Below are 22,677 nucleotides of genomic sequence, written 5' to 3'. Positions count from 1 at the left end.
TCCCTGATATGATAATGATAGTAATTATCGTTATCGATTTTATTCAGCTATGGTAGCATGACCCACAGTAAAAAGGGTATTAAAAATAACGACAAGGCGCTGTAATGAACCGACAATCCTGGCTGCTCAACCTCAGCCTGCTGAAAACTCACCCGGCGTTTCGCGCCGTTTTTATCGCTCGCTTTATCTCTATTCTGTCGCTTGGCCTGCTGGGCGTGGCCATCCCGGTGCAGATCCAGATGATGACCCATTCGACCTGGCAGGTCGGGTTGTCGGTGACGCTGACCGGCGCGTCGATGTTTATTGGCCTGATGGTGGGGGGGGTACTGGCCGACCGCTATGAGCGCAAACGCCTGATCCTGCTGGCGCGCGGCACCTGCGGCGTGGGCTTTGTCGGCCTGTGTCTGAACGCCCTGCTGCCGGAGCCGTCGCTGGCGGCGATCTACCTGCTGGGGATCTGGGATGGGTTCTTCGCCTCGTTGGGGGTGACCGCGCTGCTGGCGGCGACGCCGGCGCTGGTGGGGCGGGAAAATCTGATGCAGGCCGGGGCCATCACTATGCTCACGGTGCGTCTGGGCTCGGTGATTTCGCCGATGATCGGCGGCCTGCTGCTGGCCTCCGGCGGTGTGGCCTGGAATTTCGGCCTGGCGGCGGCGGGGACCTTTATCACCACCTTAACCCTGCTGCGTCTGCCACAGCTGCCGCCGCCTCCGCAGCCGCGCGAGCATCCGCTGCGTTCCCTGCTGGCGGGGCTGACCTTCCTCTGCCAGAGTCCGCTTATCGGCGGGATTGCGCTGCTCGGCGGCCTGCTGACCATGGCCAGCGCGGTGCGGGTGCTCTATCCGGCGCTGGCCGGGAGCTGGCAGATGTCGGCAGGGCAGATTGGCCTGCTGTACGCCGCGATTCCGCTCGGCGCGGCGCTGGGGGCGTTGACCAGCGGCCAGCTGGCCCAGACCGTGCGGCCGGGCGCGCTGATGCTGGCGACGACGGTGTGCTCCTTTGTCGCCATTGCGCTGTTCAGCCTGATGCCGCACTGGGCGTTGGGCGCGCTGTGCCTGGCGCTGTTTGGCTGGCTGAGCGCTATTAGCTCGCTGCTGCAGTACACCCTGATCCAGACCCAGACGCCGGAACATATGCTCGGGCGAATTAACGGTCTGTGGACCGCGCAGAACGTTACCGGCGACGCCATCGGCGCGGCGCTGCTCGGCGGGTTAGGGGCGGTGATGACGCCGGTCGCTTCCGCCAGCGCCAGCGGCTGGGCGCTGGCCCTCGTCGGCGTGCTGCTGGTGGGGCTGCTACGCGAGCTGCGCCGTTTCCAGCGCCCGGAAATAGTCAACGAAAGCTGAGTACGGTGCGATTGCCCGGTGGCGGCTACGCCTTACCGGGCCTACGGTACCGGGGCCTCGGGCGTTGTAGGCCGGGCAAGCGCCGCGCCGCCCGGCAAGGTGTTCCGACCGCGTACCCGTCCTGATGCCCGGTGGCGGCTACGCCTTACCGGGCCGAAGGACTGGCCTGGAGGGCGCAAGCATTGTAGGCCGGTGCAAGCGTAGCGCCGCCCGGCAAGGTGTTCAGGCCGCGCCGCCCGGCAAAGCGTTCAGGCCGCGTACCCGTCCCGATGGCACGGCCCGCGTTAGCCGAACAGGCTGGAGAGACGCTGGAGCACCAGCAGGGCGCTGTAGTAGTCAAGACGGAAGGTCTCGGTGCCCAGCGGGTAAACGCGTTTGCCTTCGACCGCCGGGAGATGCGCCAGCAGCGGGTTGGCGTAAATGGCATCGACATCTTTCTGGTCGCCGGCGAACAGGAACAGGCTCTGGCCGTTCAGACCGGCCGCCAGGTTCTCCCCGCCCAGCTGCACGATATCGTGGCGTTTGCCCTGACTATGGCTGGCGGGCAGGCCGCCCGGCAGCGTCGCCAGGCTAAAGCCCAGCTGTTCGAGCATCTGCCCCTGGGCCGATTCCGGCGTCCAGATATTGGCGCTGTGCGCGGCGGCGGTATAGACGAGGGCGGTGACCGGCTGCGGCGGCAGCTTCATTTTTTCTTTTAACGAAACGAGCTGTTTATTGAAGTCGGCGATGCGCGCGCTGGCCTGCTGCTCATGGCCGGTGATCTGCCCCAACTGGGTAAGCAGCGTTTGCCAGCTTTTATCGTCATAGTTGATGACCAGCGTCGGGGCGATCGTTTTGAGCTGATCGTACAGCGGCAGGGCGGAGTCGCCGCCGGTGGCGCTCACCAGGATCAGATCCGGCATCTGGGCGGCCACCGCTTCCGCGCTCGGTTCGCCGATGTACAGCCGCGCCAGCTTGCGGGCTTTGGCGACCTCACTCCACTGGCGCAGAAAGCCCTGGCTATCGGCCACGCGGTTGTTCGGGGTGGTGGCGCCGCTGGCGACCACCGGGGCGTCGATCGCCAGCAGCGAGCCGGTGAGGGTCACGCTGGTGGAGACAATGCGCAGCGGCTGGCTCGGCAGGGTGTGCGTCCCGTAGCTGTCGGTGACCTGGCGCGGCCAGTCCGCCGCCTGGGCTGAGGTAATTCCTAAAAACAACAGCATCCCGGCCAGCGCACCGCGGCGGTAAAAAGAAGAGAAGTTCACGTCATCGCATCCTGATTCGAAGGGTAATAAATGCGTCTCATTTTCAACTTTGCGCCGACAGGATGCAAGCCAAAGTGGCGGCGCGATGACGTAACGCGGTTGACATGACGGGCAATACCTTTTAGGTTAGCCAACCAAAATACAAATGATAATTATTCGTAATATATTTATCGTTTTTGGAGGATGATATGGAAACGTCACTGGCTGAGGATGTACAGAAATCTACCCGGACCTTATCGCCGGACAGCTTCTTCTTTATGTCGCCGTACCGCAGTTTTAGCACCTCAGGCTGCTTCCGCCGCTTCTCAGCGCCCGCCGACGGCGGCGATGCGCTGAATGGCGAGTTCCAACAGCAGATGGCCGCCGCCTTTGCCGAGGCCCGGGCGGCGGGGATCCGCAAGCCGGTGATGGTTGGGGCCATCCCGTTCGACACCTGTCAGCCTTCCGAGCTCTATATCCCGGAGCGCTGGGAAGCGTTCTCGCGCCCGGAAAAACAGCGTTCCGCCCGCTATGCCGCGCCGCTGGAGACGATGGAGGTGGTGGAGCGCCGGGAGATCCCGGAACAGGATGCGTTTTTAGCCATGGTGGAACGCGCCGCCGCGCTGACCGCCACGCCGGAAGTGGACAAAGTGGTGCTATCACGACTTATCGATATCACCACCCGCGATCCTGTCGATAGCGGCGCCCTGATGGAGCGACTGATCGCCCAGAACCCCGCCAGCTTCAACTTCCATGTGCCGCTCTCCGACGGCGGCGTGCTGCTGGGCGCCAGCCCGGAGCTGCTGCTGCGTAAAGAAGGACCACACTTCAGCTCGCTGCCGCTGGCCGGCTCCGCCCGCCGCCAGCCGGACGATGTGCTGGACCGCGAAGCGGGCAACAGGCTGCTGGCGTCTGGCAAAGATCGCCACGAGCACGAACTGGTGACCCAGGCGATGAAGAGCGTGCTGGGCCCGCGCAGCAGCCAGCTGTCGCTGCCGGCATCGCCGCAGCTGATCACCACCCCAACGCTCTGGCATCTGGCGACGCCGATTGAGGGCACGGCGCTGGCGGAAGAAAACGCCATGTCGCTGGCCTGCCTGCTGCACCCGACTCCGGCGCTGAGCGGCTTCCCGCACCAGGCGGCGAAGCGCCTGATTGCCGACCTGGAACCCTTCGACCGCCAGCTGTTCGGCGGCATCGTCGGCTGGTGTGACGATGAAGGCAACGGCGAATGGGTGGTGACCATCCGCTGCGCGCGTCTGCAGCAGCGTACGCTGCGCCTGTTTGCCGGCGCGGGCATCGTTCCGGCCTCCTCGCCGCTAGGCGAATGGCGCGAAACCGGCGTCAAACTGACCACCATGCTTAACGTATTTGGCTTGAATTAAGAGGCAAGGATGATTGCATTTACCCGTTGGCCGGATGAGTTCGCGGCCCGCTATCGCCAAAAAGGCTACTGGCAGGATCTGCCATTAACCAATCTGATCACCCGTCACGCGGAAAACGACGCCGTAGCGATTATCGATGGCGATCGACACATTAGCTACCGCCAGTTTAACCAGCGGGTGGACAACCTTGCCTGCTCTCTGCAGCGTCAGGGACTGAAGCGCGGGGAAACCGCGCTGGTGCAGCTGGGCAACGTCGCCGAGTTTTACATCACCTTCTTCGCGCTGCTGCGCATCGGCGTCGCGCCGGTGAACGCGTTGTTCAGCCACCAGCGCAGCGAGCTTAACGCCTACGCCGCGCAGATTAAACCGGCGCTGCTGATCGCCGACCGCGAGCACGCGCTGTTTGCCGACGATAGCTTTCTTCACGCGTTTATCGCTGAACATCCTTCCCTGCGCGTGGCGCTGCTGCGTAACGACGGCGGCGAGCGCGATCTGGCGACGGAGATTAACCGCCCGGCGGATAACTTTATCGCTAACCCAACCCCTGCCGACGAAGTGGCCTTTTTCCAGCTCTCCGGCGGCAGCACCGGGACGCCGAAGCTGATCCCGCGTACCCATAACGATTACGACTACAGTATCCGCCGCAGCAACGAGATCTGCGGGATTAACGCTGAGACGCGCTACCTCAACGCGCTGCCGGCGGCGCATAACTATGCGATGAGCTCCCCGGGGTCGCTGGGCGTTTTCCTCGCCGGCGGGCGGGTGATCCTCGCCGCCGACCCCAGCGCCACCCTCTGTTTCCCGCTGATTGAAAAACATCAGATCAACGTCGCCTCGCTGGTGCCGCCGGCGGTCAGCCTGTGGCTGCAGGCCATTCACGAATGGGGTAGCAACGCGCAACTGCAATCGCTGCAGCTGCTGCAGGTCGGCGGCGCGCGCCTGTCGGCGACCCTTGCCGCGCGCATCCCGGCGGAAATTGGCTGCCAGCTGCAGCAGGTGTTCGGCATGGCGGAGGGGCTGGTGAATTACACCCGCCTTAACGACAGCCCTGAGCGGATCATTCATACCCAGGGCTGCCCGATGTGCCCGGACGATGAAGTGTGGGTGGCGGATGCCGACGGCAACCCGCTGCCGCGCGGCGAAGTGGGCCGCCTGATGACCCGCGGGCCGTACACCTTCCGCGGCTACTACAACAGCCCGCAGCATAACGCGGAAGCCTTTGACGCCGACGGGTTTTACTGTTCCGGCGATCTGATATCGATCGATGAAGACGGGTATATCACCGTCCAGGGCCGGGAAAAAGACCAGATCAACCGCGGCGGCGAGAAGATCGCCGCCGAAGAGATCGAAAACCTGCTGCTGCGCCATGAGGCGGTGATCCACGCCGCGCTGGTCAGCATTGAGGACAACCTGCTGGGCGAGAAGAGCTGCGCTTACCTGGTGGCGACCTCGCCGCTGCGCGCCGTCGCGGTGCGCCGCTTCCTGCGCGAGCAGGGGGTGGCTGAATTTAAACTGCCGGACCGCGTGGAGTGCGTTGCCGCGCTGCCGCTGACGCCGGTGGGCAAAGTCGATAAGAAACAATTACGTCAGTGGCTGGCCGAAGGCAAGCTGGGCTGAAGGAGAACAGAAAATGGCAATCCCTAAATTACAGGCTTACGTGCTGCCGGAAGCCAGCGATATCCCGGCGAACAAAGTCAGCTGGGCCTTTGAGCCTTCCCGCGCCGCGTTGCTGATCCACGATATGCAGGAGTATTTCCTCAATTTCTGGGGCGAAAACAGCGCGATGATGGAGAAAGTGGTGGCCAATATCGCCGCCCTGCGCGACTTCTGCAAACAGAACGGCATTCCGGTGTACTACACCGCCCAGCCGAAAGAGCAGAGCGATGAAGATCGCGCGCTGCTGAATGATATGTGGGGGCCGGGGCTGACCCGTTCGCCGGAGCAGCAGCAGGTGATTGCCGCCCTGGCGCCGGATGAAGACGACACCGTGCTGGTGAAATGGCGCTACAGCGCGTTTCATCGCTCGCCGCTGGAGGCGATGCTGAAGGAGAGCGGCCGCGACCAGCTGATCATCACCGGCGTGTATGCCCATATCGGCTGCATGACCACCGCCACCGACGCCTTTATGCGCGATATCAAACCGTTCTTTGTCGCCGACGCGCTGGCGGACTTCAGCCGCGAAGAGCACCTGATGGCGCTGAAATACGTCGCCGGCCGCTCCGGCCGCGTGGTGATGACCGAAGCGCTGTTGCCGCTGCCGGCCTCCAAAGCGGCGCTGCGCGCGCTGATCCTGCCGCTGCTCGACGAATCCGACGAACCGCTGGATGATGAAAACCTGATCGACTACGGTCTGGATTCGGTGCGGATGATGGCCCTGGCCGCCCGCTGGCGCAAAGTGCACGGCGATATCGACTTCGTGATGCTGGCGAAAAACCCGACCATCGACGCCTGGTGGGCGCTGCTTTCCCGCGAGGTGCGATAATGGCGGCGCTGGATTTTCGCAGCCAGACCGTGTGGGTGACCGGCGCAGGTAAAGGGATCGGTTATGCCACCGCGCTGGCTTTTGTGGAGGCCGGCGCCAACGTCACCGGTTTCGACCTCGCCTTTGACGGCGAATGCTACCCGTTTGCGACCGAAACGCTGGACGTCGCCGATGCCGACCGGGTGCGCGAGGTGTGCAGCCGCCTGTTGGCGAACACCGAGCGGTTAGACGTGCTGGTGAACGCCGCCGGGATCCTGCGCATGGGCGCCACCGACCAGCTAAGCACGGAAGACTGGCAGCAGACCTTCGCGGTCAACGTCGGCGGGGCGTTCAACCTGTTTCAGCAGACGATGGCCCAGTTCCGTCGCCAGCGGGGCGGGGCCATCGTCACCGTCGCCTCCGATGCCGCGCACACGCCGCGCATCGGCATGAGCGCCTATGGCGCCTCGAAGGCGGCGCTGAAAAGCCTGGCGCTGACCGTCGGCCTTGAGCTGGCGGGCAGCGGGGTGCGCTGTAATCTGGTCTCGCCGGGCTCTACCGATACCGATATGCAGCGCACGCTGTGGGTCAGCGACGATGCGGAGCAGCAACGGATCCGCGGTTTCGGCGAGCAGTTTAAGCTCGGCATCCCGCTGGGTAAGATTGCCCGCCCGCAGGAGATCGCGAATACCATTCTGTTCCTCGCCTCTGCTCATGCCAGCCATATCACCCTGCAGGATATCGTGGTGGACGGCGGCTCGACGCTGGGGGCGTAAATGGCCTGGAAACGAGCGCTCACGCTGGCGGCGCTGAACGCCAGCAGCGAAAACACCCTGGTGGCGCATCTGGGGATCGTCTACACCCGGCTGGAGGCGGGGCTGCTGGAGGCGGAGATGCCGGTGGATGCCCGCACCCATCAGCCGTTTGGCCTGCTGCACGGCGGCGCTTCAGCGGCGCTGGCGGAGACGCTGGGGTCGATGGCCGGCTGGCTGATGACCGACGAGGGGCAGTGCGTGGTCGGCACCGAGCTGAACGCCACCCATCACCGGGCGGTCTCCAGCGGGAAAGTGCGCGGCGAGTGCCGCCCGCTGCATCTTGGCCGGCAGAGCCAGAGCTGGGAGATTGTGGTGTATGACGAGAAGGGGCGGCGCTGCTGCACCTGTCGTCTGGGCACCGCGGTGCTGGGCTAAGTAGCCACGCTTTCCCCGGCTTGCGCTGCGCTGAGCCGGGCTACGTATCGGCGCAATGGGTAGCCCGGATAAGGCGCAGCGCGCCGCCATCCGGGAATCTCCCTGCTCGGCTGTACTTAGCAGGGCTACGGTTTCTGGGTCAGGAAGCCGCTGTTTCCCCGGCTTGCGCTGCGCTTAGCCGGACTACGTATCGGCGCAATGGGTAGCCCGGATAAGGCGCAGCGCGCCGCCATCCGGGAATCTCCCTGCTCGCGCTGTACTTAGCAGGGCTACGGTTTCTGGGCCAGGAAGCCGCTATTTCCCCGGCTTGCGCTACGCTTAGCCGGGCTACATATCGGCGCAATGGGTAGCCCGGATAAGGCGCAGCGCGCCGCCATCCGGGAATATCCCTGCTCGGCTGTACTTAGCAGGGCTACGGTTTCTGGGTCAGGAAGCCGCTGTTTCCCCGGCTTGCGCTGCGCTTAGCCGGACTACGGATCTGTAGGTCGGGTAAGGCGTTAGCCGCCACCCGACAAACAAACGGCACCGTTCACGATAATCCTTTCATTCATTTTCCTGCCTTAAGTGATCTCGCTAGCAATGTGAGACAAATCTCTGTGGGTGGACGGCATCTGCGCTGTTTCGATGTTGTTAAATTCTGCGTTGTGTTCTAGAAACAAACTGTAACATCCTGATTACCCTACCGGTGGACCACAACAATGAATAATTCAGGGAAATACCTTATCTGGGCACTGCTCTCCGTGATCGGAGCCTTTGCCCTCGGCTACATTGCTTTAAACCGGGGTGAGCAGATCAACGCGCTGTGGATTGTCGTCGCGGCAGTCTGCGTTTATCTGATCGCGTATCGTTTTTATGGCCTGTATATCGCCAAAACCGTGCTCGGCGTCGACCCGACGCGCATGACGCCCGCGGTGCGGCATAACGATGGCCTCGACTATGTCCCGACTGACAAAAAAGTGCTGTTCGGTCACCATTTTGCCGCCATCGCCGGCGCGGGGCCGCTGGTGGGTCCGGTGCTCGCCGCGCAGATGGGCTATCTGCCGGGGATGATCTGGATCCTCGCCGGCGTAGTGCTGGCCGGGGCGGTGCAGGACTTTATGGTGCTGTTCGTTTCCACCCGTCGCGACGGCCGTTCGCTGGGCGAACTGGTGAAAGAGGAGATGGGGGCGACCGCCGGGGTGATTGCCCTGGTGGCGACCTTTATGATCATGGTGATCATCCTCGCGGTGCTGGCGATGATCGTGGTGAAAGCGCTGACCCACAGCCCGTGGGGAACCTATACCGTGGCCTTTACCATTCCGCTGGCGCTGTTTATGGGGATCTACATTCGCTATCTGCGCCCGGGGCGCATTGGCGAAGTGTCGGTGATTGGGCTGGTATTGCTGGTGTTCGCCATTATCTCCGGCGGCTGGGTAGCGGAAAGCCCGACCTGGGCGCCGTTCTTTGACTTTACCGGCGTCCAGCTCACCTGGATGCTGGTGGGCTACGGCTTTGTCGCCGCGGTGCTGCCGGTCTGGCTGCTGCTCGCCCCGCGCGACTACCTCTCCACCTTCCTGAAAATCGGCACTATCGTCGGTCTGGCGATCGGCATTCTGATTATGCGTCCGACCCTGACCATGCCGGCGCTGACCAAATTTATCGACGGCACTGGCCCGGTATGGACTGGCAACCTGTTCCCGTTCCTGTTTATCACCATCGCTTGCGGCGCGGTGTCGGGCTTCCACGCCCTGATTGCCTCCGGTACCACGCCGAAGATGCTGGCGAATGAAAATCAGGCCTGCTTTATCGGCTACGGCGGCATGCTGATGGAATCCTTCGTGGCGATTATGGCGCTGGTGGCCGCCTGTATCATTGACCCGGGCGTCTACTTCGCGATGAACAGCCCGATGGCGGTGCTGGCGCCGGCGGGAACCACCGATGTGGTGGCGTCGGCGGCGCAGGTGGTGAGCGGTTGGGGCTTTGCGATTACCCCGGAAACGTTGACGCATATCGCGAATGAGGTGGGCGAGCAGTCCATCATCTCCCGCGCCGGCGGGGCGCCTACGCTGGCGGTGGGCATGGCCTACATTCTCCACGGCGCGCTGGGCGGGTTGATGGACGTCTCGTTCTGGTACCACTTCGCCATTCTGTTTGAAGCGCTGTTTATCCTGACGGCGGTGGATGCCGGCACCCGTGCGGCGCGCTTTATGCTGCAGGATCTGCTGGGGGTGATCTCCCCGAACCTGAAGCGTACTGACTCTTTACCGGCTAACCTGCTGGCGACGGCGCTGTGCGTGCTGGCGTGGGGCTACTTCCTCCATCAGGGAGTGGTCGATCCGCTGGGCGGCATTAACACCCTGTGGCCGCTGTTCGGTATCGCCAACCAGATGCTGGCGGGGATGGCGCTGATGCTCTGCGCAGTGGTGCTGTTCAAGATGAAACGTCAGCGCTATGCGTGGGTGGCGCTGGTGCCGACGGCCTGGCTGCTGATCTGTACCCTCACCGCCGGCTGGCAGAAGGCCTTCAGCCCGGACAATAAAGTGGGCTTCCTGGCGATTGCCAACAAGTTCCAGGCGATGATCGACAGCGGCAAAATCCCGGCGCAGTACACCGAGTCGCAGCTGGCGCAGCTGGTGTTTAACAACCGTCTCGATGCCGGGCTGACCATCTTCTTTATGATCGTGGTGGTGGTGCTGGCGCTGTTCTCGATTAAAACCGCGCTGGCGGCGCTGAAAGAGAATAAACCGACGGCGAAAGAGACACCGTATGAGCCAATGCCTGAAAACCTGGACGCGATAGTGACCCAGGCGAAAGGGGCGCATTAACCTGTGTGCCGGGTGGCGGCTTCGCCTTACCCGGCGTACTTTTTCTGTGAGATCAGAATTATGTTCGACACCCTTTCCAAAGCAGGTAAGTACCTGGGCCAGGCCGCCAAAATGATGATCGGCGTGCCGGATTACGACAACTACGTCGAGCACATGCGCGTCAACCATCCGGATCAGACGCCAATGACCTACGAAGCATTTTTCCGCGAACGCCAGGACGCCCGCTACGGCGGCAAGGGCGGGGCGAAGTGCTGTTAACCCTCTTTCGGCAGATAGAGGCTGATCTGCTCCTGCTTACAGCCGTAGAGCGCCGCCAGCTTCTCGCGGGTGCGCTTCTGCGGACGGGAGTCCAGCGCTTCCAGCTGTGACACGGCGGACTGGCTGATGCCGAGCTTTTCGGCGACCTCCTGCTGGGACATCCCGCGCAGGATGCGCCACGCAGCCTGCAGGCTGACGTTTTCTTTATGCATCACGTCGCATACTTCGCCTGGCAGCATGACGTTATCATAGATGTCTGATTCATAAGGAATATCTTCCCAGTCCCTTTCATCCTCGTCGTCGTACTCCAGCAGAGCCAGGCGCATACGAAAGTAATTACTGTAAGGAATGACGACATACTGGTCTTTTCCTTCTTCATCCTTGATGTACTGAATAGTCATATTCGGCATGCTCCTCATGCAGGTAGGTGGTGGTGGTTCGGCGTTTAACCGCCACTATCGATTTTAGAAAATGGCTTATCTGCCGTTTTTGACCAGACAATCTTCATCCGTACCTCCACTGTGCGACCACACAAAATATAAGGAAATAATAAGACTATTAGATAAATTCCGAATTTCTTATGGGGTAGGGTAGAGCGGAGAAAAAACGCAGGTAAGCGGCAAAACGCAACCCGTCGAGGCGGCTCGAAAAGGCCTCTGCCGGGCGACAGAGGCTTGCAGAAAATGTGCGATCAGGCGTTCAAACCGCCATCCACATCCAAACCGGTGCCGGAGATCTGCCCGGCGGCCGGGCTGGCGAGGAAGGTGACCGCCGCGGCGATGTCTTCCGGCTGGCCGTAGTGACCTAACGCAATAAGTTGACGCTGGGCATCGGCCTGCTCGCCGTCTTCCGGGTTCATATCGCTGTTGGTCGGGCCAGGATGGACGAGGTTAACGGTGATCCCGCGGGGGCCTAAATCGCGCGCCAGGCCGCGGGTAAGGGAGTTGAGGGCGGACTTGGTCATCGAGTAAACCGCGATGCCCGGCTGCGCCACGCGGTTAGCCAGACAGCTGCCGATGTTGATGATGCGCCCGCCGTCTGACATATGCACCAGCGCCTCCTGGATGGCGATAACCACCCCACGAATATTGACGTTGATAAGCGCGTCGATGTCCGCCAGCGTCATGGACTCCAGCGGGCCGCCGCGCGCGATCCCGGCGTTGTTGACCAGAATGTCCAGCCCGCCGAGGGAACGCGCCGCATGGGTGACGGCATCCTGAATCGCCTGCGCGCTGGCGCTGTCGGCCTGCACTGCTTCACCGTGCCGGCCCAGCGCTTTTATTTCGTCGGCGACCGCCTGGGCTTTATCGGCCGATTTTTCATACGTAATAACCACATCGGCGCCGGCGCGCGCCAGCGACAGGGCGATAGCCCGACCCAACCCACGGCTGGCGCCGGTAACCAGCGCCTTCTTACCTGTTAAATCGATCTGCATGATGACCTCGTTGCGAGAGTGGTGAGAATCATCATTAGGTATAGATGGTCGGGGTGATTAACGGCTGAAGTATTCCACCTTCTCAAACGCCGCGCGCAGAACCTCAGGGGTTAACGTCACCGGTAAATAGTGAATCGACTCGCCCGGGCGCAGGGTATGGGTAATGACCCGGTCAAGCTCTGCGCGGTTAGTGATATCGACCTCCAGCGCCGCCAGCGTCGCCGGCAGGTTAAAGCGCTGCCAGGCCTGCACCAGCTGCGCAAGGACCTCATCCTGACCGAGCAGGGCGCTTTGCACCAGAATGCCGTAGGCCACTTTGGTGCCGTGGAGGAATTTATCCGTCTGCGGCAGTACCGTCAGCCCGTTATGCACCGCGTGGGCGGCGGCGACCCGGGTGTAACGTTCCCCCAGCCCGCCAACCATCCCGCCGCCGGCGATAACCGCATCCACCACATCGCGAAACGCCTGGCTCAGCTCGCCGCGGCGCTGGTCCGCCAGCGCCGTTTCGCTGCTGGCCAGCAGCACGTCGCGGATCGCCAGCGCGCCGTTAATCCCCAGCCGCACGGTGAGCGGCAGCGCCTCCGGCTGCGGCGCCAGCACCACTGCCTCATACCATTTGGCTAAGGTGTCGCCAATGCCCGCCAGCAGGTACTCCGCCGGGGCGTTGAGAATGATGCGCGGCTCGACCAGCACCAGGAAATTCGCGTCATCGAAGATCTCAAAATTCAGGGCCTGTCCGGCGTCGCTGTACCACACCGACAGCGGCGTCCATGCCGCGCAGGTGGCGGCGATGGTCGGGATGGCCACCAGCGGAACTCCCAGGCGGCGGGCCAGCACTTTCGCGCTGTCGAGCAGCGCGCCGCCGCCTACGCCAATCACTACCGCCCGATCGTCACCTGAGGCCTGCGCCAGCGCCGCCACATCGCGTTCGCTGCAGTGGCCGGTAAAGCGGATCTTTTTTGCCTCCGGCAGGTGGAAGGCCGCCGGCAGAAAAGGTTCGGCGCCGGCCAGGGCGCGCTCGCCATAGACCCACACCGCCCGCGATAGCTGGTCGGCGTTAAAAAAATCGCTTAGCCGCTGAAGGCTGCCAGGGTGGGAGAAATAGTTGGCCGGGCCGGGCACGACGCGGATCTCGCTGTTGCTCATGAAAGCTGTCCTTATAGGTGTTGGGCTAACCTGATGTTATGTCTGGACATCCAGATGGCTAATATTATTTCGTTGTATCTTATGCTTTTTACGCAGTTGTCAGCCAGCGGCGGCTATGAAAAATTCGTTAAATCAGAAGATTAATTGCCGCACGGGAGCAGTGATGAGCGCGAATCGCCTTGAGATGCATAACATTAGCCTGGCCTTCTCCGGCTTTCAGGCGCTGAACAAGGTGGCCTTCACCCTTCATGGCGGGTCGGTGCATGCCCTGACCGGCGCCAACGGCGCGGGTAAGTCGACGCTGATGGCGGTGCTGTGCGGCACCCACGCCCATTATCAGGGCGAAGTGACGATCAATAACCAGTCGGTCACTATTCGTTCGCCGCGGGATGCCAAACAGCTGGGGATCCACCTGGTGCAGCAGGAGGTGGACGTGGCGCTGGTGCCGGGCCTGAGCATTGCCGAAAACATCATGCTGGACAGGCTGGCGGAGCCGGGGACGACCTTCCGCTGGTCGCGGGTTCGGCAGCTGGCGCGTGAGGCGCTGGCGCAGCTGGACGTGGCGCTGGACGTCAGGCGCTCTATTGACAGCTGCACGCTCGCCGAAAAACAGCAGATCCTGCTGGCCCGCGCCCTGTCGCACCATTGCCGCTTTCTGATCCTCGATGAACCCACCGCGCCGCTGGATCAGCATGAAAGCGAACGCCTGTTTGCGGTGGTACGCCGTCTGCAGCAGCAGGGGATCGGGGTGGTGTTTATTTCGCACCGCATCCACGAGCTGAAGGCGATCTGCGACACCCTGACGGTGCTGCGCGACGGGCGTCTGATTGAGAGCGGCCCGATGGCGCCGCTGAGCGGGGAACAGATTGTCGAAAAGATGCTGGGCCACGAGCTGAGCGATATCTTCCCGCCGCCGCGTCCACCGCACGGTGAAGACGTGCTGCTGCAGGTGGAAGGGCTGCACGATGAGGCGCTGCTGCAGGATATCTCGCTGCGCCTGCGTAAGGGGGAAATTCTGGGTATCGCCGGGCTGGCCGGGGCGGGCAAAACCGAGCTGTGCAAAGCGCTGTTCGGCGCCAGCAAAAGCCGGGTGCAGCGCGGCGAGCTGAACGGCCAGCCGTGGCGGCCGCGGGATCCCGCCGACTCGGTGGGGCGCGGCCTGGCGCTGGTCCCGGAGGAGCGGCGCAAAGAGGGCATTTTCATCGAAGAGCCGATCGCGATGAACCTGGCGGTCAGCGCCGATAACCACTTTTCGCGCTGGAGCCTGTTCGGCCATCGCCAGGCCTGGCGCTGGGCGGAGGAGGTGATTGCCCGCCTCGGCGTGCGCGCCACCGGTCCCGGTCAGACGCTGCGCCGTCTGTCCGGCGGCAATCAGCAGAAGGTGGCCATTGGCAAATGGTTGCGCGGCGATGCCAACGTTTTGATTTTTGACGAACCGACCAAAGGGGTCGATGTGAAAGCGAAAACCGATCTGTTCATACTGATCGATGGTCTGGCGCGGGAAGGCAAAGGGGTGATTTATGCCTCGGGTGAATTCGCCGAGCTGGTCGGTTTATGCGATCGCATCTGCGTACTATGGGACGGACGGATCGTGGCGGAGATCCCCGGCGCGGAAGCCCGGGAAGAGACACTGCTTTATTATTCAACCGGAGGAGCGGCAGCGTGAGCAAGGCCCTGGCAGTGAACGCGACGGTATCGGGCCGTCAGCGATTTTTTGATTTTCTCTATAAGTGGGGCATGTTGCTGACCGTGGTGCTGCTGGTGGCGGTCTTTGGCTTCGCCTCGGACAACTTCCTTGACCCGTTCAACATCATCAACATTCTGCGCTCGATAGCCATCGTGACGGTGATTGCCATTGGGGTGTCGATTTCCCTCACCATCGGCGGCTTCGATCTGTCCGTCGGATCGACGGCGTCGCTGGCCAACGCCCTGGTGATCTCCCTGTTTGTCTGGCACGGCCTGGGGACCACCGAAGCCATCCTGATCACCCTCGCGCTCTGCACCCTGGTGGGGCTGTTTAACGCCTTTCTGATCGTGGTGCTGCGCATCCCCGACATGCTCGCCACCCTGGCCAGCCTGTTTGTGATTCAGGGGGTGGCAATGACATACAGCTACGGCGGGTCGATTACCGAAAACATGGTGCTGCCGAGCGGCGAGATGGCAGAAGGCACCCTCCCGGCGGCATTTGGCGCGTTGGGCCAGGTGCCGACCATCGTCATCATCATGCTGGTGGTGACGCTTGTCGCCCAGCTGGCGCTGTCCTTCACCACCCACGGCCGGCGGATGTACGCCATCGGCGGCAACCCGGAGGCGGCGCGGCTCTCCGGCCTGCGGATCACGCGTTATAAAGTGGCGGCGTACGTGGTTGCCTCGCTGCTGGCCGGGCTCGGCGGCATTCTGCTGGCCTCGCGTATCGGATCGTCGCAGGTTAACGCCGGCGGCGGCTATCTGATGGACGCGGTGGCGGCGGCCTGGATCGGCTTTTCGCTGGCCGGCTCCGGCAAACCGAACGCCCTGGGGACGCTGGTGGGGGCGGTGATCCTCGGCGTGCTCTCCAACGGGCTGGTGATGCTCTCGGTGCCGTATTACGCGATGGACATTATTAAAGGGCTGGTACTGGCTGGCGCGCTGGCACTGACCTATTTTCAGCGCCGTACTTAACATTTTACAGGGTAAACCGCATGAAAAAGATCGCACTCTCTCTCATTACGCTGGGTCTGCTGCAGTCGACGGCGGCGCTGGCCACCGCCCCGACGCCGGTGCCGGCGGCCATTGCCGAACACAATGGCCCGATCCGCATTGCAGTGATCCGCAACCTGGGGTCTGACGATAACACCACCCAGTTTGTCGCCGGGGCGCTGCAGGAAGGCAAAAAGCTCGGTTTCAAAATCAGCACCTTCCTGAGCAACGGCGATGACGCCAAATTCCAGGACTTCGTCAACCAGGCGATCAGCCAGAAATACGACGGCATTATTCTCTCCCAGGGGCGTGACCCCTATTCGACGGCCCTGGTGAAGAAGGCGGTGGACGCCGGGATCAAAGTGGCGGTGTTCGATACCGCGGTGAGCGGCGAGATCCCCGGCGTGACGGTCAGCCAGCAGGATGACGCCTCACTGACCGATCTCTCCTTTGGCCAGCTGGTGAAAGACTTCAACGGCAAAGCCAACATCGTCAAGCTGTGGGTGGCGGGTTTCCCGCCAATGGAGCGCCGTCAGGCGGCTTACCAGACACTGCTGAAGCAAAACCCGGGGATTAAAGAGCTGGAGTCGATCGGCGCCGTTTCGTCCGATGTGCAGGGCGACACTGCCAACAAGGTGGGGGCGATCCTCGCCAAATATCCGAAAGGGAAAATCGACGCTATCTGGGGCACCTGGGATGCCTTTAGCCAGGGGGCCTATAAGGCGCTGAAAGAGAACGGCCGCACCGAGATCAAACTCTACAGTATTGATATTTCCAACCAGGATCTGCAGCTGATGCGCGAAGCCGGCAGCCCGTGGAAGGTGAGCGTGGCGGTGGATCCGAAGCTTATCGGCGCGACCAATGTGCGGCTGATCGCCAATAAGATCGCCGGCGAGCCGACGCCGGCCACCTACGACTTCAAGGCGGCGGCGATCCCGCAGGCGCTGCTGGCGGCCCAGCCGGGGGCGGTGAACGTGGCCACGCTGGGGAAAATCATTCCGGGCTGGGGCCAGACGGAAGACTTTATCGCGCCGTGGTTTGCGACGCTGGAAGCGAAAAACAAATAAAACGAAGCCGGGTGGCGGCGGGGGCGGCCTGTTGCCCTTTCCCACAGGGAGAGGGGGAAAACCAACAGCGCCCGTAGGCCCGGTAAGCGCAGCGCCACCGGGCGAAAGGAATTCCCTATGTCAGCATTACCTTCCCCAGAATACAGCCGCAATATGCGGCTGATCGGCCATAGCGACCAGGGCGGTCGTCCGGACGGCGTCCAGCTGATGGTGCACCGCGGATTCGCCTATATCGGCCATATGGTGTCGCAGGGTTTTTCCGTGGTCGATGTTCGCGATCCGACCCGGCCCAGCACGGTCAACTATATTGCCGCGCCGCCGGGCACCTGGAACGTGCACCTCCAGGCGCATGACGATCTGCTGCTGGTGATCAACGCCCGGGATCTGTTTGCCGACGCCCGTTTTGCCGATGAGAAGGTGTACTACACCCGCTCGGTGGGTGACACGGTCAGCGATGTGCAGGACAAAGGCTGGAGCGCCGGGCTGCGCGTGTTTGATATCTCCACGCCGGATAAGCCGCGTGAAATTGGCTTTCTGTCGCTGAGCGGTATCGGCATTCACCGCATCTGGTACGTCGGCGGCCGCTGGGCGTATGTGTCCGCGCTGATCGACGGTTTTACCGACTACATCTTCCTGACCATCGATCTGGCCGATCCGCGTAAACCGCAGGTTGCCGGGCGCTGGTGGCTGCCGGGGATGCACCAGGCGGGCGGTGAAACACCGGACTGGCCGCAGGGTAAACGCTATGCGCTGCACCACGCCATTATTGCCGGGGATACCGCCTACGGCAGCTGGCGCGACGGCGGCCTGACGCTGCTGGATGTCAAAGACCGTACCCAGCCGACGCTGATTAGCCATCGCAACTGGAGCCCGCCGTTCGGCGGCGGAACGCATACCGCGCTGCCGCTGCCGGATCGCGATCTGCTGGTGGTGCTGGATGAAGCGGTGCTCGACAATCAGGAGGACGGCGAGAAGCTGATCTGGCTGTTTGATATTCGCGAGCCGGCGAACCCGGTGAGTATCTCAACTTTCCCACAGCCTGACGAAATCGACTATGCGGCGAAAGGGGCGCACTTCGGGCCGCATAACCTGCATGAGAACCGGCCGGGGAGCTTTGTCAGCTCAACGCTTATCTTCGCCACCTATCAGAATGCCGGCGTGCGGGCGTACGATATTTCCAACCCGTATCGTCCGCTGGAGACCGGGGCGCTGGTGCCGGCTGCTCCTGAGAGGATGATGGATACCCGTCCCGGCCGCCCGCGGGTGATCCAGTCCTGCGATGTGTTTGTCGATGCGCAGGGCATTATCTACAGCACCGATTACAACGGCGGGCTGTCGGTGATTGAGTATCTGGGGTGAGGACAAGGTAAACGCAAAATTGTGCTCGCATGTCTGCCGGGTGGCGGCTTTCGCCTTACCCGGCCTACAAAAGACTGCAATATCAAACCGTCATGCGGTTATCTGTAGGCCCGCGCAAGCGCAGCGCCGCCGGGCAATCCCTGAAGATTGCACTTTTTTAGGGTTTGCTCCCTCTCCCAGGGGAGAGGTCTGGGGTGAGGGCAAGGTCAACGCAAAATTGTGCTCGCATGTCTGCCGGGTGGCGGCTTTCGCCTTACCCGGCCTACAAAAGACTGCAATATCAAACCGTCATGCGGTTATCTGTAGGCCCGCGCAAGCGCAGCGCCGCCGGGCAATCCCAGAAGAATGCACTTTTTAGGCTTTGCTCCCTCTCCCTGTGGCAGAGGGCCGGGGTGAGGGCAAGGTAAACGCAAAAAGGCAATGACAATTGCCTTTTTCTGGCTGATGACAAACCTGTTTCGTTATTGTGCTCGCATGTCTGCCGGGTGGCGGCCTTCGCCTTACCCGGCCTGCGAAAGACTGCAATATCAAACCGTTATGCCGTTATCTGTAGGCCCGCGCAAGCGCAGCGCCGCCGGGCAATCTCAGAAGATTGCACTTTTTAGGCTTTGCTCCCTCTCCCAGAGGAGAGGGCTGGGGAGAGGGCAACAGGCCGCGCTCAGCTGTACTGGCGCACCCGCGCCAGCAGCTCGTCGACGCTGTCGATACGCTCGGCCAATACGATCAGCGCTTTGCCCAGGGTAATGGCGTGGCGCAGGCACTCATGCCGCATAGCGTCATCCTGGATAGTGTCGATATCCGCGACGTGCGACAGCCCGACGCTGCGGCGGATCAGTTCGCTGCCGCAGAAGCCGACCGCGTCCGCCCAGACCTTTTTCAGAAAGGCGGAGGCGTAGCCGGGGTAAGCCAGCGCCGCGTCGCGGGTTTTCTCCGCCGCCAGCGCCTGGAAGCGCTCGGCAAAGGTGGTCCACAGCTGGTGGATGTCGTTCAGCCGCTGCTCGCGCGCGGCGGCGGCGTCGCGAATGCCGAGCTGGCCCGGCAGGCCGCAGTAGTTCAGCAGCAGGTTGCCGATGGCGGTGCCGATATCGAAGCCGATGGGGCCGAAGTAGCCGAACTCGGCGTCGATGGCCTTCAGGCTGCCTTCGGCAACGAAAATCGACCCGCTGTGGATATCGCCATGCAGCAGCGCTTCCGCATGGGCAAAGAAACGGTGCTTCAGCGCCGCCACCGCCAGCTTAAGCTGGGCGTCGTCGCGCAGGGCGGCGACATCGGCCTCCAGCTCCGCCGGGTAGTTATTGCGCGCGTGGATCTGATACGGGTCGTTAAAGAACAGATCCTCGGTGATCTCGCACATCGCCGGGTTAATAAACTGCGCCACCTGCGCCTTTTTCTCGTGGGGATGGAGATAGAAATCGCTGGTGTGAAACAGCACCTGCGCCAGATAGTCGCCAAGCTGGCGGGCCGCCTGAGGGTAGTAGACGTTAGCGATAAGCTCCCCGCGCCAGATGCGGTGGTCAGAAAGATCTTCCATCACCATCACCGCCAGTTCGGGATCAAAGTGATGGATTTTTACCGTGTGCTGCGGGCTGTGCTGATAGTGGGCGACCAGGGTCTGCGCTTCCAGACGGGCGCGGTCAAGGGTCAGCGGCCAGGATTCGCCGACGCAGCGCACGTAGGGCAGGGCCTGTTTGACGATCGCCCGGCTGACGCCCTGGCGATCGAACACTTTAAACACCAGATTGAGGTTGCCATCGCCCACTTCCTGCGCGCTGACCAGCTCAGATGGGTTGTCGATGCCGGCGAACTGCTGCGCGTAAGCCACGGCGTCGTGGGCGGTGAAGGTATGGTATTGCGACATTGCCTCGATCCTCGAATTCTGATTAAGCCGTTCAGACGTCTATACTTCTGGATTTCATCCTGACACAATGTGATACAACAACGCAACAGGGATTTAACGACATGCAGACATTACAGACCACCAGCCTGCGGGTGAGTGAAAATCAGCTTTTTATTCTCGACCAGCAGGCCTTGCCACAGGAAAAACGCTGGCTGGCGGCGGATAACGTTGCGCTGCTGGTGGACCATATTCACGCCCTGCGGGTGCGCGGCGCGCCGTTGATTGGCCTGTCCGCCAGCCTGCTGCTGGCCCTGCTGGCCCAGCGCGGCCTGAGCCGGGATGAACTCCAGCAGGCGCTGGAGACGCTGCGCGCGGCGCGGCCGACGGCGGTCAACCTGATGAATAATCTGGATCGCATGAAGCAGGCGCTGGCCCGGGAGGATTACCCGCAGGCGCTGGAAGCGGAAGCCCTGCGTCTGGTCGAAGAAGATAAACAGCTGTGCGATCGCATCGCTGAGGCGGGCAGTGCGCTGGTGAAGCCCGGTAGCCGTCTGCTGACCCACTGCAACACCGGTGGCCTGGCGACCGCCGGGGTGGGGACCGCCCTGGGCGTTATCGCGCTGGCGCACTGGCAGGGAAAGGTGGCCAGCGTGTGGGTCGATGAAACCCGGCCGCTGCTGCAGGGCGGACGTTTAACCGCGTGGGAGCTGGGCGAGCTGGGCGTGCCCTATCAGCTGATCACCGATTCAATGGCCGCCAGCCTGATGGCGCAGGGGCAGGTGGATGCGGTGTGGGTCGGCGCCGACCGTATCGCCGCCAACGGCGATGTGGCGAATAAAATCGGCACCTATTCGCTGGCGGTTTTGGCCCATTACCACCAGATCCCGTTCTACGTCGCTGCGCCGCAGACGACCCTCGATCGCCATTGCCCGAACGGGGCGGCCATCCCCATTGAGCAGCGCGCCGCGGCGGAAGTGACCGGGGTGGCGGGCAGCTTTGGCGCGGTACAGTGGGCGCCGACCGGGGCCGCCGTTTACAATCCGGCGTTCGACGTCACGCCTGCCGGGCTGATTAGCGGCTGGGTGCTGGACAGCGGGGTGGTCACCCCGGCGCAAGTTGCCGCCGGGGCGTTTGCGGCGGACCACGGATAGCGGACCCTGTGCCGGGCCTGGAAAAACGGTTTCCCGGGCCCGGGCAATCGCCAGGCCGCTACGGCAGGACCATCGCTACCGCCGGGGCGGAGGGCCGGTCGATACGCTGACCCAGCGCAGTGATAGCCGCCTGGAAGGGACACAGCGTACCGACGTCGGTCTGACGGCAGCCCGGCTGACGCCACTCCTGACGCAGCATCGGGTGCTGCGCGTCCGGCGTCTGCAGACGACGCAGGTCGTCGAGGCCTTGCGCCTGGAAATAGACCCGCAGATAGCGTTCCCCGCTCTTCGCGTCGCGCCAGCGCTCCAGCACCAGGCTACTGCCCGGCGGGATATTTCCCCGGCTGTAGCCCGGCAGCTGCCAGCTAAAGTTCATCAGCGTGCGCACCATGGCGATATTGGTGTCATGGGCCACCAACAGCAGCCAGCGTACGTTCGGATTGGCCTCTGGTTTGACGCCGTCGAGCATGGCGTTGAGCAGCACCGACCCGCGTTTTTGCGCGGTATACAGCACGTCGTTGCTCAGATCGTAGTTTTCCGTTAACAGCGGCAGCAGGGCGGTGATCTGACTGGCCTGGGCGATCTTGCCCCACGCCAGCTGGCTGAGAGGCAGGTTTTCACTCCAGCCGAGACGCAGCGTCTCCACCATATTGGCCATCACGCTCAGTCCGCTAATGGTGGTTTTCCCGCTTTTACTCTGCTCGACCTGCCACGGGGTGTCGAAGACCGGACAGGGCTTATCGGCCTGACAAACCGCCTGTTTCAAAAGCTGGATGGCCGGCTCCAGCGCCTGCCGACGCTGCGCCAGATCCCCGGCCTTCTCTTTTACCGCCGCCAGCTGGCGGGCGGGGTCGGTTTGCGTGGCGGCGAATTTGTCGGTCTGAAACAGCGGATCGGCGTCCCCGCTGACGTAATGGATAGCGACGCCGCAGCCGGGGAAGGCGCCATCCACCAGCGCCTGGGCGGTCGCCCGCGTCCGCTGCAGCGGGCTGGCGCGCACGTAAATCGACTCCGCCGTCGGGCATCCCGCCTGCAGCAGGCCAAGCTGGCGATAGTGCTGGCCTTCCTCACGCCCTTTATTGACCACGGCGGCATAGCCATGACCGGTGAGCTCGCCGTCATGGGTGGTCCACTCGGTCCACGGTCGTCCGGTGGCGGCCTCGATGGCTTCCCGGTTGCCGGCCGTCGGCGGACGAATCCCGTGGCGGCTAAGCTCCACCACTTTCTCCAGCTGCCAGTCCGCGGCGGCGGCAGATTGCAGCGCCAGCAGCGGCAGCGCGCAGGCGATAAACAGGCGTAACAGCCCCTGATGTCTTGCAGGCATCATATCTTCTTC

At 62.7% G+C, this 22,677-nt stretch carries 19 protein-coding genes and 1 pseudogene; 13 read left to right on the top strand and 7 right to left on the bottom strand.

Going from position 1 to position 22,677, the window contains the following annotated elements:
* The first annotated feature begins 104 nt into the window (after positions 1 to 104).
* Positions 105 to 1,346 carry an enterobactin transporter EntS gene (gene entS, locus ACOI6Z_RS10315; RefSeq protein ID WP_048334354.1) on the top strand — a complete coding sequence of 414 codons (1,242 nt, stop codon included), beginning with the start codon at positions 105 to 107 and terminating at the stop codon, positions 1,344 to 1,346.
* 284 nt (positions 1,347 to 1,630) lie between these two features.
* Here entS and fepB read toward each other — a convergent pair whose 3' ends face one another.
* Positions 1,631 to 2,590 (bottom strand): Fe2+-enterobactin ABC transporter substrate-binding protein, encoded by a 960-nt coding sequence (gene fepB / locus ACOI6Z_RS10310; RefSeq protein ID WP_065812441.1) that lies wholly within the window; start codon positions 2,588 to 2,590, stop codon positions 1,631 to 1,633.
* 188 nt (positions 2,591 to 2,778) lie between these two features.
* On the opposite strand from fepB, the gene entC reads away from it, so the two are divergent.
* From entC to ACOI6Z_RS10275, 7 genes are all read left to right on the top strand, one after another.
* The gene (entC, locus tag ACOI6Z_RS10305) at positions 2,779 to 3,954 is read left to right on the top strand and encodes an isochorismate synthase EntC (protein ID WP_032455077.1); all 1,176 of its coding nucleotides are present in this window, start codon (positions 2,779 to 2,781) and stop codon (positions 3,952 to 3,954) included.
* 9 nt (positions 3,955 to 3,963) lie between these two features.
* Positions 3,964 to 5,571, top strand: coding sequence for a (2,3-dihydroxybenzoyl)adenylate synthase EntE (gene entE / locus ACOI6Z_RS10300; protein WP_064155093.1), 1,608 nt, complete (start codon positions 3,964 to 3,966; stop codon positions 5,569 to 5,571).
* Between the two features lie 13 nt (positions 5,572 to 5,584).
* Positions 5,585 to 6,436: an enterobactin biosynthesis bifunctional isochorismatase/aryl carrier protein EntB gene (gene entB, locus ACOI6Z_RS10295; protein WP_064158181.1), complete on the top strand. Its 852-nt coding sequence runs from the start codon at positions 5,585 to 5,587 to the stop codon at positions 6,434 to 6,436.
* The gene (gene entA / locus ACOI6Z_RS10290) at positions 6,436 to 7,191 is read left to right on the top strand and encodes a 2,3-dihydro-2,3-dihydroxybenzoate dehydrogenase EntA (RefSeq protein WP_065812442.1); all 756 of its coding nucleotides are present in this window, start codon (positions 6,436 to 6,438) and stop codon (positions 7,189 to 7,191) included. Before entB ends, entA begins: the two co-directional genes overlap by 1 nt.
* Positions 7,192 to 7,605 (top strand): proofreading thioesterase EntH, encoded by a 414-nt coding sequence (gene entH, locus ACOI6Z_RS10285; protein WP_023288788.1) that lies wholly within the window; start codon positions 7,192 to 7,194, stop codon positions 7,603 to 7,605.
* A 698-nt stretch (positions 7,606 to 8,303) separates the two neighbouring features.
* Complete coding sequence (cstA, locus tag ACOI6Z_RS10280) at positions 8,304 to 10,409, top strand: pyruvate/proton symporter CstA (protein ID WP_023288789.1); 2,106 nt, start codon at positions 8,304 to 8,306, stop codon at positions 10,407 to 10,409.
* A gap of 60 nt (positions 10,410 to 10,469) precedes the next feature.
* Positions 10,470 to 10,667 (top strand): YbdD/YjiX family protein, encoded by a 198-nt coding sequence (locus ACOI6Z_RS10275; RefSeq protein WP_023288790.1) that lies wholly within the window; start codon positions 10,470 to 10,472, stop codon positions 10,665 to 10,667.
* Here ACOI6Z_RS10275 and ACOI6Z_RS10270 read toward each other — a convergent pair.
* From ACOI6Z_RS10270 to ACOI6Z_RS10255, 4 genes and pseudogenes are all read right to left on the bottom strand, one after another.
* Positions 10,664 to 11,068: a helix-turn-helix domain-containing protein gene (locus ACOI6Z_RS10270; protein WP_065812444.1), complete on the bottom strand. Its 405-nt coding sequence runs from the start codon at positions 11,066 to 11,068 to the stop codon at positions 10,664 to 10,666. The genes ACOI6Z_RS10275 and ACOI6Z_RS10270 overlap by 4 nt on opposite strands.
* Positions 11,043 to 11,126: pseudogene (locus ACOI6Z_RS10265) on the bottom strand (type II toxin-antitoxin system RelE/ParE family toxin); the annotation flags it as partial. The pseudogene ACOI6Z_RS10265 and the gene ACOI6Z_RS10270, both read right to left, overlap by 26 nt.
* A 232-nt stretch (positions 11,127 to 11,358) precedes the next feature.
* Positions 11,359 to 12,102, bottom strand: coding sequence for an SDR family NAD(P)-dependent oxidoreductase (locus ACOI6Z_RS10260; RefSeq protein ID WP_023288792.1), 744 nt, complete (start codon positions 12,100 to 12,102; stop codon positions 11,359 to 11,361).
* Positions 12,103 to 12,159: 57 nt separating this feature from the next.
* Positions 12,160 to 13,248, bottom strand: coding sequence for an oxidoreductase (locus tag ACOI6Z_RS10255; protein ID WP_065812445.1), 1,089 nt, complete (start codon positions 13,246 to 13,248; stop codon positions 12,160 to 12,162).
* Positions 13,249 to 13,411: 163 nt separating this feature from the next.
* On the opposite strand from ACOI6Z_RS10255, the gene ACOI6Z_RS10250 reads away from it, so the two are divergent.
* From ACOI6Z_RS10250 to ACOI6Z_RS10235, 4 genes are all read left to right on the top strand, one after another.
* Entirely contained in the window at positions 13,412 to 14,914 is a 1,503-nt protein-coding gene (locus ACOI6Z_RS10250) for a sugar ABC transporter ATP-binding protein (protein ID WP_064155094.1), read from the top strand.
* Positions 14,911 to 15,909, top strand: coding sequence for an ABC transporter permease (locus tag ACOI6Z_RS10245; RefSeq protein ID WP_023288795.1), 999 nt, complete (start codon positions 14,911 to 14,913; stop codon positions 15,907 to 15,909). Before ACOI6Z_RS10250 ends, ACOI6Z_RS10245 begins: the two co-directional genes overlap by 4 nt.
* A gap of 20 nt (positions 15,910 to 15,929) precedes the next feature.
* Positions 15,930 to 16,994 (top strand): sugar ABC transporter substrate-binding protein, encoded by a 1,065-nt coding sequence (locus ACOI6Z_RS10240; RefSeq protein ID WP_032455089.1) that lies wholly within the window; start codon positions 15,930 to 15,932, stop codon positions 16,992 to 16,994.
* 117 nt (positions 16,995 to 17,111) lie between these two features.
* Complete coding sequence (locus tag ACOI6Z_RS10235; RefSeq protein ID WP_065812446.1) at positions 17,112 to 18,353, top strand: LVIVD repeat-containing protein; 1,242 nt, start codon at positions 17,112 to 17,114, stop codon at positions 18,351 to 18,353.
* Positions 18,354 to 19,011: 658 nt separating this feature from the next.
* Here the strand turns inward: ACOI6Z_RS10235 and mtnK are convergent.
* Positions 19,012 to 20,211, bottom strand: a complete 1,200-nt coding sequence (mtnK, locus tag ACOI6Z_RS10230) for an S-methyl-5-thioribose kinase (RefSeq protein ID WP_023288798.1) — start codon at positions 20,209 to 20,211, stop codon at positions 19,012 to 19,014.
* A 101-nt stretch (positions 20,212 to 20,312) separates the two neighbouring features.
* On the opposite strand from mtnK, the gene mtnA reads away from it, so the two are divergent.
* Positions 20,313 to 21,341, top strand: a complete 1,029-nt coding sequence (mtnA, locus tag ACOI6Z_RS10225; RefSeq protein WP_065812447.1) for an S-methyl-5-thioribose-1-phosphate isomerase — start codon at positions 20,313 to 20,315, stop codon at positions 21,339 to 21,341.
* 58 nt (positions 21,342 to 21,399) lie between these two features.
* Here the strand turns inward: mtnA and ACOI6Z_RS10220 are convergent, their stop codons facing one another.
* A complete protein-coding gene (locus tag ACOI6Z_RS10220; RefSeq protein ID WP_044521580.1) occupies positions 21,400 to 22,668 on the bottom strand; it encodes a histidine phosphatase family protein in 1,269 nt (422 codons plus the stop codon).
* Positions 22,669 to 22,677 lie beyond the last annotated feature (9 nt).

Origin of the sequence: Klebsiella sp. C239, assembly GCF_048822715.1 — a bacterium.
Taxonomy (GTDB): Bacteria; Pseudomonadota; Gammaproteobacteria; order Enterobacterales; family Enterobacteriaceae; genus Klebsiella; species Klebsiella quasipneumoniae.
This window is presented reverse-complemented; position numbering and strand designations above follow the sequence as displayed.

What these genes read in the sequence shown, in the direction of transcription:
- ACOI6Z_RS10220 (WP_044521580.1), bottom strand. Translation starts at nt 22,668, where the DNA reads ATGATGCCTGCAAGACATCAGGGGCTGTTACGCCTGTTTATCGCCTGC.
- entH (WP_023288788.1), top strand. Translation starts at nt 7,192, where the DNA reads ATGGCCTGGAAACGAGCGCTCACGCTGGCGGCGCTGAACGCCAGCAGC.
- entB (WP_064158181.1), top strand. Translation starts at nt 5,585, where the DNA reads ATGGCAATCCCTAAATTACAGGCTTACGTGCTGCCGGAAGCCAGCGAT.
- ACOI6Z_RS10270 (WP_065812444.1), bottom strand. Translation starts at nt 11,068, where the DNA reads ATGACTATTCAGTACATCAAGGATGAAGAAGGAAAAGACCAGTATGTC.
- ACOI6Z_RS10240 (WP_032455089.1), top strand. Translation starts at nt 15,930, where the DNA reads ATGAAAAAGATCGCACTCTCTCTCATTACGCTGGGTCTGCTGCAGTCG.
- cstA (WP_023288789.1), top strand. Translation starts at nt 8,304, where the DNA reads ATGAATAATTCAGGGAAATACCTTATCTGGGCACTGCTCTCCGTGATC.
- entC (WP_032455077.1), top strand. Translation starts at nt 2,779, where the DNA reads ATGGAAACGTCACTGGCTGAGGATGTACAGAAATCTACCCGGACCTTA.
- ACOI6Z_RS10250 (WP_064155094.1), top strand. Translation starts at nt 13,412, where the DNA reads ATGAGCGCGAATCGCCTTGAGATGCATAACATTAGCCTGGCCTTCTCC.
- ACOI6Z_RS10275 (WP_023288790.1), top strand. Translation starts at nt 10,470, where the DNA reads ATGTTCGACACCCTTTCCAAAGCAGGTAAGTACCTGGGCCAGGCCGCC.
- entA (WP_065812442.1), top strand. Translation starts at nt 6,436, where the DNA reads ATGGCGGCGCTGGATTTTCGCAGCCAGACCGTGTGGGTGACCGGCGCA.
- ACOI6Z_RS10235 (WP_065812446.1), top strand. Translation starts at nt 17,112, where the DNA reads ATGTCAGCATTACCTTCCCCAGAATACAGCCGCAATATGCGGCTGATC.
- entS (WP_048334354.1), top strand. Translation starts at nt 105, where the DNA reads ATGAACCGACAATCCTGGCTGCTCAACCTCAGCCTGCTGAAAACTCAC.
- mtnK (WP_023288798.1), bottom strand. Translation starts at nt 20,211, where the DNA reads ATGTCGCAATACCATACCTTCACCGCCCACGACGCCGTGGCTTACGCG.
- entE (WP_064155093.1), top strand. Translation starts at nt 3,964, where the DNA reads ATGATTGCATTTACCCGTTGGCCGGATGAGTTCGCGGCCCGCTATCGC.
- ACOI6Z_RS10260 (WP_023288792.1), bottom strand. Translation starts at nt 12,102, where the DNA reads ATGCAGATCGATTTAACAGGTAAGAAGGCGCTGGTTACCGGCGCCAGC.
- mtnA (WP_065812447.1), top strand. Translation starts at nt 20,313, where the DNA reads ATGCAGACATTACAGACCACCAGCCTGCGGGTGAGTGAAAATCAGCTT.
- ACOI6Z_RS10255 (WP_065812445.1), bottom strand. Translation starts at nt 13,248, where the DNA reads ATGAGCAACAGCGAGATCCGCGTCGTGCCCGGCCCGGCCAACTATTTC.